Source organism: Acinetobacter sp. YH01019, assembly GCF_013420285.1.
Lineage (GTDB): Bacteria > Pseudomonadota > Gammaproteobacteria > Pseudomonadales > Moraxellaceae > Acinetobacter > Acinetobacter gandensis.
Window position 1 is genome coordinate 1 of sequence record NZ_VOYM01000090.1, and the last position, 9,889, is coordinate 9,889.

At 39.2% G+C, this 9,889-nt stretch carries 6 protein-coding genes and 1 pseudogene; all 7 read right to left on the reverse strand.

The window, feature by feature from the left end; translation table 11 throughout:
- Nucleotides 1-111: 111 nt before the first annotated feature.
- The gene (locus FTT84_RS15280) at nt 112-1,854 is read right to left on the reverse strand and encodes an ABC transporter ATP-binding protein (protein WP_180081702.1); all 1,743 of its coding nucleotides are present in this window, start codon (nt 1,852-1,854) and stop codon (nt 112-114) included.
- 10 nt (nt 1,855-1,864) lie between these two features.
- Complete coding sequence (locus FTT84_RS15285; protein WP_067766104.1) at nt 1,865-3,001, reverse strand: ABC transporter permease; 1,137 nt, start codon at nt 2,999-3,001, stop codon at nt 1,865-1,867.
- A gap of 7 nt (nt 3,002-3,008) precedes the next feature.
- Nucleotides 3,009-3,947, reverse strand: coding sequence for an ABC transporter permease (locus FTT84_RS15290; protein ID WP_067766101.1), 939 nt, complete (start codon nt 3,945-3,947; stop codon nt 3,009-3,011).
- An 11-nt stretch (nt 3,948-3,958) separates the two neighbouring features.
- Complete coding sequence (locus FTT84_RS15295; RefSeq protein WP_067766098.1) at nt 3,959-5,974, reverse strand: M3 family metallopeptidase; 2,016 nt, start codon at nt 5,972-5,974, stop codon at nt 3,959-3,961.
- Between the two features lie 23 nt (nt 5,975-5,997).
- A complete protein-coding gene (locus tag FTT84_RS15300) occupies nt 5,998-7,809 on the reverse strand; it encodes an ABC transporter substrate-binding protein (RefSeq protein ID WP_180081704.1) in 1,812 nt (603 codons plus the stop codon).
- Between the two features lie 18 nt (nt 7,810-7,827).
- Entirely contained in the window at nt 7,828-9,549 is a 1,722-nt protein-coding gene (locus FTT84_RS15305; RefSeq protein WP_180081706.1) for an ABC transporter substrate-binding protein, read from the reverse strand.
- A gap of 226 nt (nt 9,550-9,775) precedes the next feature.
- A pseudogene (locus FTT84_RS15310) lies at nt 9,776-9,889 on the reverse strand (IS5/IS1182 family transposase); the annotation flags it as partial.

Consider the following 9,889-nt stretch of genomic DNA (forward strand, 5'->3'; position numbering starts at 1 on the left):
TCGCAAGAGATGCGATGGATGTCTGATGATTTGTAGTCATAAATTTAAGTCCCCACTTGTTTCTAAGTGGGGACTAAATTAAGGCTTATAGGATGAATTCAGAAGGTGTGTTCAGCGGACGCTTACTTCTGTCGCCTGTGGAATTGCATTTAACAAACGCTTGGTATATTCATGTTGCGGACTCTGATACAAGACATCAGAGTTAGCAATTTCAACAATATCTCCATGATTCATTACCATAATTTGATCTGAAATATATTTCACTACAGATAAATCATGCGAGATAAATATATAACTTAAGCCAAATTCATCTTGTAAATCTTGCAGTAAATTCAAAACTTGCGCCTGTACTGATACATCAAGTGCAGAGACAGATTCATCACAAATCAAAATTTCAGGTTTTAAAGTTAAACAACGCGCAATCGCAATCCGCTGACGTTGCCCACCTGAAAATTCATGCGGATAACGATAAAAAGCTTGTGCTGGTAAACTCACACGTTCGAGTAAATCAAAAGCCATTTGCTCACGTTCAGCATCATCTTTACCAATGTTATGAACCAACATCGGCTCCATCAGTATTTGGCCCACGGTAAAGCGAGGGTTTAATGATGCATATGGATTTTGGAAGATAATTTGTATCTTGCGCTGATACTGATTAAATTCTTTCTCACTCATCGACAAAATATCTTTGCCTTCAAACAACGCCTGTCCACCTGTTGCTTCTTGCAAACGCATCAACAGTAAGCCAATCGTAGTTTTTCCTGAACCAGACTCACCAACCAAACCTAGAGTTTTACCTTTCGCAAGCTGAAAAGAAACGCCTTTGACTGCTTGAAATTCGTCTTTACCAAACAGACCTTTACGACTATAAAACGATTTTTTTAGATCTTTAACATCTAAAATAATCTGCTCATCTCCTGTTAAACCACGACTGCGTTGACGTTTAGTATCATCTGAAAGATGCACATCTTCTATCAACTGATCACCATCTTGACGCATGAAATCACTAATCATCGGCAGCTTAAAAGGTCTTTCTGACATTTGTGGGCGGCACTTGAGTAAGGCACGAGTATAAATATCTTGTGGATTTTCTAACACTTCCGTGACAGTGCCGTGTTCACGAATTTCACCATGCCGCATTACAATGACTTGATCTGCAATTTCACCTACTAACGCCAAATCATGTGTAATGAACAGCATCGACATTTCACGCTTTTTTTGCAGGGTTTCAAGTAAATCTAAAATTTGTTTTTGAATTGTCACATCAAGTGCCGTGGTTGGTTCATCTGCAATGAGTAACTTCGGTTCACATGCAATTGCCATTGCAATCATGACACGCTGTTGCTGTCCTCCCGACATTTGACTTGGATAAGCATCAATTTTTGTTTCAGGTGAAGGAATACCCACTTCTTTTAACAGTTCTAAAGTTCGAGTACGTGCCTGCTTACGCCCCATCCCCAAATGCAAACGTAGAACCTCTGCAATTTGATCACCAACCGTAAATACCGGATTTAATGAAGACATGGGTTCTTGGAAGATCATCGCAATATCCTTACCACAGATAGCGCGCATCTCACGTGGTGACAAACTCAGTAAATCTTTTCCCTCAAACAGAATTTTACTCGATTCATCAATACGGCTTTGCTCTTTGGGTAACAGACCCATTGTCGCCAAAGAAGTGACTGATTTACCACTACCTGACTCGCCAACGAGCGCTACTGTGGTATTGGCAGGAATATCAAAAGAAATTCCTTTTACAGTCTCAATATAGGTTTTATTTTCGCCCTTAAAACTCACTTTGAGGTTTTTTACACTCAGGAGTGTCGGCTTAACAGATTGATTTTGCTCAGTCATCCTCTACCCCTTATTTTATTTTTGGATCCAATGCATCACGTAATGCATCAGTAAACATTGAAAAAGCGGTAACCAATACAGCCATCGCTACCGAAGCAGCAATCAATTGCCACCACTTACCTAAAATCAGCTCACTTTGGGCTTCATTGAGCATACTCCCCCAAGACACTACGCCTACAGGAACACCAAAACCCAAGAAGCTTAAAATGACTTCAGACTTAATAAATGCCACAACCAAAATTGAAATTTGTACTAATGCAATATGACTAACGTTCGGGAAAATATGCACAAAGATACGTCTAAAATGACTTACCCCAATAGCTTTCGCGGCAAGTACATATTCACGCGATGTGTGTTTCATGTACTCAGCGCGAATTAAACGATACACCCCAGTCCATCCAGTGAGTCCCAAAATCAACACAATCGACATAATGCCCTTCTGTTGTAGGACAGCTGCAATAGCCAACACCAACAGTAAATATGGAATAGACGTGAAAATGTTGTAAAACCAGTTCAATATATCGTCGACCCAACCACCAAAATAACCGGAAATTGCACCAAGTATCGTCCCAATCACGACTGCCAATAACGCAGCAACAACCCCAACAATAATCGAGGTTTCAGCTCCTTTAATGGTCTTTTGTAGAACGTCTTGTCCCCACTTATCTGCACCAAAAGGTAACGTCTGCTTCAACTCGCTTTGTTGATCTAATAAATGCCCACCCAGTTGCTGATCTATCGCTTTCATATCTTCAGCTAACGGGTCTACAACACCATAATAATCAATTGCTGATGATTCACCCTTTCCCGCAGCGATTTCAGCATTCAATTCGGCAATCACATCTTTCAATGGATCTACAGGGTTTTCAGGTAATGCCTGTGCTGCTGTTGTTTCAACTTTTTTTGCAGCTTCTTGCGGTGCTCCCATAAATGTTGGTGGTGCGTAACTCTCAGCAACTTCTTTATTCCAGTTCGATGCAACTAAACCTGTCATCGACAAAACCAAAACAACGAAATAGCACAGCACAACAAATAGTGAAATCATGGCAATTCGATCCGCTTTTAAGCGACGCATTGCCAATTTCCACAAGCCCGTAGATGATGAAGGTTTAGATACTTCTTTTCTTTTAATTAAAGTCCCTAGCATATGTCACCTACTTCAACTGAACGCGAGGATCGACAATTTTATAAATCAAATCCGCTAGTAAGTTAAAAATCATGGTGGCTGCTGCAACATAAACCGTGATCGCTTTAATCACTGGGAAATCACTACGCTCTACCGCAATAATGACTTCACGACCAATTCCAGGAATACCAAAAAAACGTTCAATAAGAAAAGCACCAATCAATAATGCAGGCAAACTAGACATCACATCAGTGATAATTGGAATTGAGGCATTTCTTAAGACATGAACACCCAAGATGCGACTTTCACCTACACCTTTAGCTCGCGCTGTCCGTACATAATCTTGATTTACTTCATCCAAAACAAAACTACGGTACAAACGTAAGGTTGGCGCAATACTCACGACCAACATAATTAAAATTGGCAGCAAGGCGTACTTAAAGAGGTTTTCACCAAAATTATCGCTCCAACCCTGTACCGGAAACCAACTCAATTGATATGCAAATACATATTGAAAAACAATGATATAAACCAAAATACTAATGGACATACCAATGGTGCAAAGCATCATGATCATACGGTCAGTCAAACTGCCTCGTACCGATGCCACAGCTAAAGCTAAGCCAATTGAAATAATGGTTTGCAAAATAGTAAGTGGAATAAGAATCGTCAGTGAAGGACCCAATCGGGTCAGAATAATATCTGACACAGACTCGCCTGTACTCCAACTTAAACCATAGTCAAAAGTCAAAATTTGCTTAATAAAAATCCACAATTGCACGTAATAGGGTTGATCGACGCCCAATTGTTGACGGATATTTTCAATTTGTTCGGGGTTCGACATTTTACCTGCCAAAATATATGCAGGATCGCCCCCAACCCAGTTAAATAGGAAGAATATAAGCAGAACGACACCCAACATTGTTGGGATCATCTGCCATATCCGTCGAATAATATATGCCAGCATAAGCGTCGTCCCTACTTAACTCGTTGACCTGTAATTTCGTCAAAGAAAGCTTTGTTATCGGGTTTACGACCTAAGAAGTCATGTACGATTTTTTCAGCTTCATATTGGCCACCTTGGGATAAAATCGTCTTGCGATAACGCTGACCAACTTCTGGATTATTGAGGTTGTCACCAAATGCAGAAAGCATGTCTAGAGCCATCACCTCAGACCACATATAACCGTAGTAACCCACCTGATAGCCGCCCATAATGTGGTTAAATTGCCCAGGGAATTCAGTCGTAGGCACGTATCCTAAAGCAGTTGCACCTTCCATCTTTTTCCAAACTTCTAAAGGTTGAACTTTTAAAGCATCGGTAGAATGTAAAGCCATATCAAACTGTGCGTATAAAGTTTGACGGGCATAATGCAAACCACGACCATAACTATGCACTGCATTTAATTTACTGATTAAAGCGTCATCAACACGAGGACATGCGGGTTTACAGTAGTTTGCCAATGTCGATAATGTTTCTTTGCGGCGTGCCCACTCTTCATACATCTGAGATGGTGCTTCAACAAAATCACGCTCTACAGAGGTGCCTGATTGAGATGCAAAACGTGTATTTGACAAGATGCCATGCAGTGCGTGCCCAAATTCATGTACAAAAGTTTCCAACTCATCACTATTTAACCCTTTACGGTTAAAGTTGGTTACCAATGCAGAAATTGGTTTACGATTGGTTAGTGTACTGCCACCTTTAACACCCCAAACTGCAGCATGACCATATTTGCCTTTGCGTGGATATTTATCGATATACAACCCACCTAGCATTTCACCCGTTTTTTTGTCTTTTACATCATAATATTCAACTTCATCTTGCCAGACATCGACTTTCGCCGGTTGGAAATCAATACCATATAAGTCAGATGAAATTGCAAAAATCCATTCCTGTGAAGCTTGTGTTGGGAAATAGTCACGAAGTTTCTCTTGATCTACTTCATACTTTTCTTTGCGAAGCTTTTCACTCCAATATGCTTCGCTCCAACGATTAATTTCAGCCTTTTCTACAGGTATTTTTAAAGTCTTCGCTTTGAATTCACGTAAGGTTTGTACTTCTTTTTTCTCAAGTGGAGCAACCGTTGCATGTACTTCAGAAAGGAATTTATTTACCGTTGCAGGGTCTTTGGCCATGCGATGTTGTAACACCCACTCTGCATAGCTTTTCTTACCGAATAATTGTGCAATTTCATAGCGTAAATCCATCGCTTGTTTTAATAAGCCAAGATTTTTTTCAGTACCACGGCGTGTAAATGCTGTTTGATAACGCTTACGCGCATCATCACTTTCAGCCAGTTCCATAAAAGGACGGTATTCAGGATACTCAAATCCTAATAAGTAATTGCCTTTTTCATTTTTCTTTAAACCTGAGATATAACTGTCAGGTAAACCCTTTAATTCGGCAGGTGTAAATTCAAGTTTTTCAGCATTATCACGTACATTACGCGCATATTCTTGTTCAATTTTCGCTAATTCATCAAAAATCGCTTTTAAGCGAGCACGCTTTTCTGCTGTTAACTGAACGCCAGTATTTTCAAAACTATCTAAAATATCCTGACGATATTTTTTTTCAATTTCATCATTTGTTTTTAATTTTTTAATTTGCTCATAAAGCTTTGGATTTTGAAAAACTGATGTTTGGAATTCACTGATTTTAATTTCGCAATCTTCAGCGGCCTTACGTAAAGCTTCATCAGGATCAACATTACTATAAAGTCCAATCGGTCCGTAAAAATCTTCAAACTTTGAAAAGACTTGATCCCATTCGGCAAGAACTGGAGCCGCTTTTGCATTTTTCTTAATATTTTTTTGTTCAAAAGCACTTAAGTCATTTTGAATTTTTTTAATATTTGCATCACATAAAGCAGGAATATCTTTGGCTTGGAATTTTGGCAAAGTACTACGTGTTGTCTCTGCTGCATGAACGAGCTGACTACCACCCATCATTAACACACTCAGCGTGGTCAATTGCATAAAGTTGCTTTTCATAATTTCTCCAGTTTTATTCCATTTTATTTCTTAGGGTCAATATCGATGTACATCCATTCTGTTGCTAGAACAGGATGCTTTTTATAGCCAATAACACGCGGTTGAGACAAAACTGTTCTGTAACGTGCATAGTTAATTTGTACAGGCATGTATACTTCTAAAATTCGAGCCATTTTGCGATAAACAGCATCCCTTTCAGGGCCGGGCTTCATGCGCTGTGTTTGTTCATATAAACGATCGTATTCAGGTATTTTTGAACAACCATTGTTTGTCACGTTGATATTTTTGCCATAGAACAACTGCATAAAGTTGTCAGCATCAGGATAATCTGCAATCCAAGCTGAGGCTTTAAACATCGTTTTACATTGTTTTTCGGCTTTTAATGCTTCGGCAAAAGGCATAGATTTTGTGGTCATTTTGATGTTAATGCCATCTAATGTTTTCTTCCAAAACTCACCAAGTTGCTGACTACGACTACTATTTCCTGACAGCGTCATCTCGATAATCAATGGTTTACCATTCGGCAATGTCCGCCATCCATCAGCACCCACTTTGTAGTTATAACGGTCCAACAATAAATTTGCGGCTTTAACAGAATAAGGAATGCTCGACTTATAATGTGGATCAAAACCAGCAACGCCTAAAGGAATTGGCGCTTGTAATTTTTGTGCATCACCATTCATCAATACTTTAATTTGATTATCTGCCGAATAGGCCATTGCCATGGCACGACGTAAGGCAATTTTTTCTTTGCTGAAGCCACCAACAATCGGATTTTGCATATTCCAATAATGGTAATCAATGGATGGATCAGAGATTCGTGACATCTGGATGCCTTTCTTCTCTAACTCAGGCTTCAACTGCCCATCCTTTAAGGCTTGAACGGATAAATCACCATCTAAAACAAGTAGGTCTGCCTCGTTTTTTGCAAAGGTTAACCATCGAGACTGGGATTCCTCCATGACTTGTATATCAACGACACCAATTTGAGGCATTTGCTTGCCTTTCATTGCATCGACAATTTTTTGGTCTTGTGCAGTTGATGCTTTAAAGTTCCAAACAAAACCACGATAGTTCGGGTTCGCTTTTAAAATGATCCGTGAACCGGGTGTCCAACGCGTTAAAATATAAGGGCCTGTTCCAACTGGTCTCCCCATTACAAAGCCTGCTTTGTCTCGATATTTTTCAATAACTTCACGTGCCATGGCCGATGCAGGTTGATGCGCTAGCAACATTGGAAAGTTTTGATCTGGCGCCTTTAAACGAATAACCAATGTATAACGATCAGGGGTTTGAAGCCCTGAAACCGGAGCATCGTAGTTAAACTTTCCTGTTTTTTTTGCTTGTTCGAGGACTGCATCCATCCCCTCAATACGCCCATCCAACAACCAACTGTTTGGAGAACGTAGATTAGGATCTAGTAAACGCTTAAATGAGTATGCGTAGTCTGCGGCTGTTAATTCACGTTTTTTACCCTTAAAAACTGGATCGTCAGCAAAATAGATCCCTTTTTGTAAGCGAATGGTATAGGTCAGGCCATCTGCACTGACTTGTGGCATAGCTGTAGCAGTTTTGGGAACTAATTTTGCAGGCGATGCTAAATAGTCATACGTAAATAAAGTTTCAAAAATTGAAGTATTAACGTGCGCCGAATACAGGTCATGTACGCCTACTGGGTCAAAACCTGTTTCTGCAACCGGAAAGATATAACGTAGAACTTTATTTGGATCAGCAGGATTTTTTGCTTGAGTAAAACTGGTCGCTGCAAGCAACATCCCTCCGACTAAAAATGTCGTACCAAACGCTTTTAAATTAAGTTTCAAATTTTGCTTCATTGTTATCCCGAAAAATTATTATTTAGTTGGCTGAATATCTAGATATTGCCAGCTCGTATTCATCATAGGATGTGTTTTATAGCCTTGTACTTCAGCATGAATAAGCCAATTGCGTAAACGGGTTGAATGAATAATCCAAGGATTATCTGCTTCAATTTGTCGATTCATCTTTTCATAAAGAGGTGTTCTTTGCTTTGGCTGTAATGCTGTCGCTTGCTTATATAAGGCATCATAAGCTTTAGATTGATAACAACTTAAATTACCTTGCCCTGAGTTCGGCCCATATAACAATTGGGCGAAATTTTCACCCTCAGGATAATCTGCAATCCAAGCACCGCCCCACATCATATATTTACACTGCATCGCTTCTTTTAAATTATCTGCAAAATTACTTACTTTAAATTCAACTCGAATCCCTATCGCATCTAAATTCTTTTTCCACAACTCAGACTGGATTACAGACTTTGAGCTATTTTCAGTATTAATTTTGAGGGTTAAAGGCTTGCCATTTGGCAAATTTCGGTATCCATCTGCGGCCTTCTTGTAACCAAAACGATCCAGTAACTTATTAGCTAACAATGGGTTATATCCAATACTGCTCTTATAATTTGGATTAAATCCACTGACCCCTTCAGGTAAAAACATTTCAGCTTTAACTGCTTGCCCTTGGTATAACTGTTTAATAGATTCTGCTTGGTTATATGACATGCTAATTGCACGACGCAAAGCAATTTTTTCCAAACTTGTCCCACCTACAATAGGATCTTGCATATTGAACATGGTATAGGTGATTTCTGCGTCTTTGTTTGGATAAAGCTTGATTCCCTGCTTTTGCATATCAGGTTTAAGCTTATTTCCATCTAAAGCCTGAGGTACTGCATTTGATGTCAATTTATCAAAATTTAGTTGGCCAGTTTTAAACGCCAACCAACGCGATTGCTCTTCCTCAATGATACTGACCGAAACTTTACCAATTTGTGGCATTTTTTTGCCTGACATTTCTTTGACTAATTGGTTATCCCATGCAGTACCGGTGGACTTAAAATTCCAAACAAAACCACGATAATTTGGATTGGCAATCAGCTCAATTTTGCTACGTGGTACATATTTACTGATTTGATAAGGCCCAGTACCTACAGGATGCTGCGCAATTTTATTGCCATAAAATGCAACGACTTCTTTCGCTGTCGCACCAAAAGTGACATAAGCTAAGATATATTGAAAATTATAATCAGGTCGTGTGAGTTTTATTTGTAAAGTATATGGATCTATCGCTTTAAGCCCAGCGATCTGAGCTTCATAGTTAAACTTTCCAGTTTTTTTGGCATTAGCAACAGCTTCATCACCACCTAAAATTTTGCCATCAATGAATGAGTAAGTCGGTGATCGATTAGCTGGATCAAGTATACGTTGAATTGAATAAATATAGTCTTGTGCAACTAGCTCGCGTTTCCTACCTTTGAATGCCGCATCATTAGAAAAGTATATGCCACGCTTAATTTTAAAGGTATAGACCTTACCTTCCTGCTCAATTTTTGGCATAGCCTCAATGGTATTTGGCACAAGAACCACAGGTCTAGCAAGATAGTCATATTTAAGTAAAGGCTCAAAAATCGCCTCAGCGATATTACCGCTGTAGTAATTATACGTTTTAACCATATCAAAGCCATCATCTGGAGCTTCGAAAGCAACACTTAAAACTTTGTTTGATTGTGCAGAAGCATTAACCTCCCCAATCATCCCTGTTGAAATTAATAATGCAAGGATCTCTATTTTAAATTTTCTAGTTTCCAAACCTTTTCCTTTCCGATGATTTTTTAATAATACAAAGCCACAAGCAGACTTCAAATAAAGCCACCTTTACTAAAATAAATCTACCCAGTTTAAATTAAGTTTTAAACTTAGAATTTAATAGGCTTTGTTGCACAAAGATTTGAAATGCAAAGCGCCCCCAATTGAGCCAAATTTAAGGCGTAACTTGGGTAAGTGGTCGACCTAATTCCGTAAATCTGTTAAGAACTGCTACACGTGCATGGATCTCATTCACTTGGCTATCAAAACTCCTTGCACTGAGTTTATC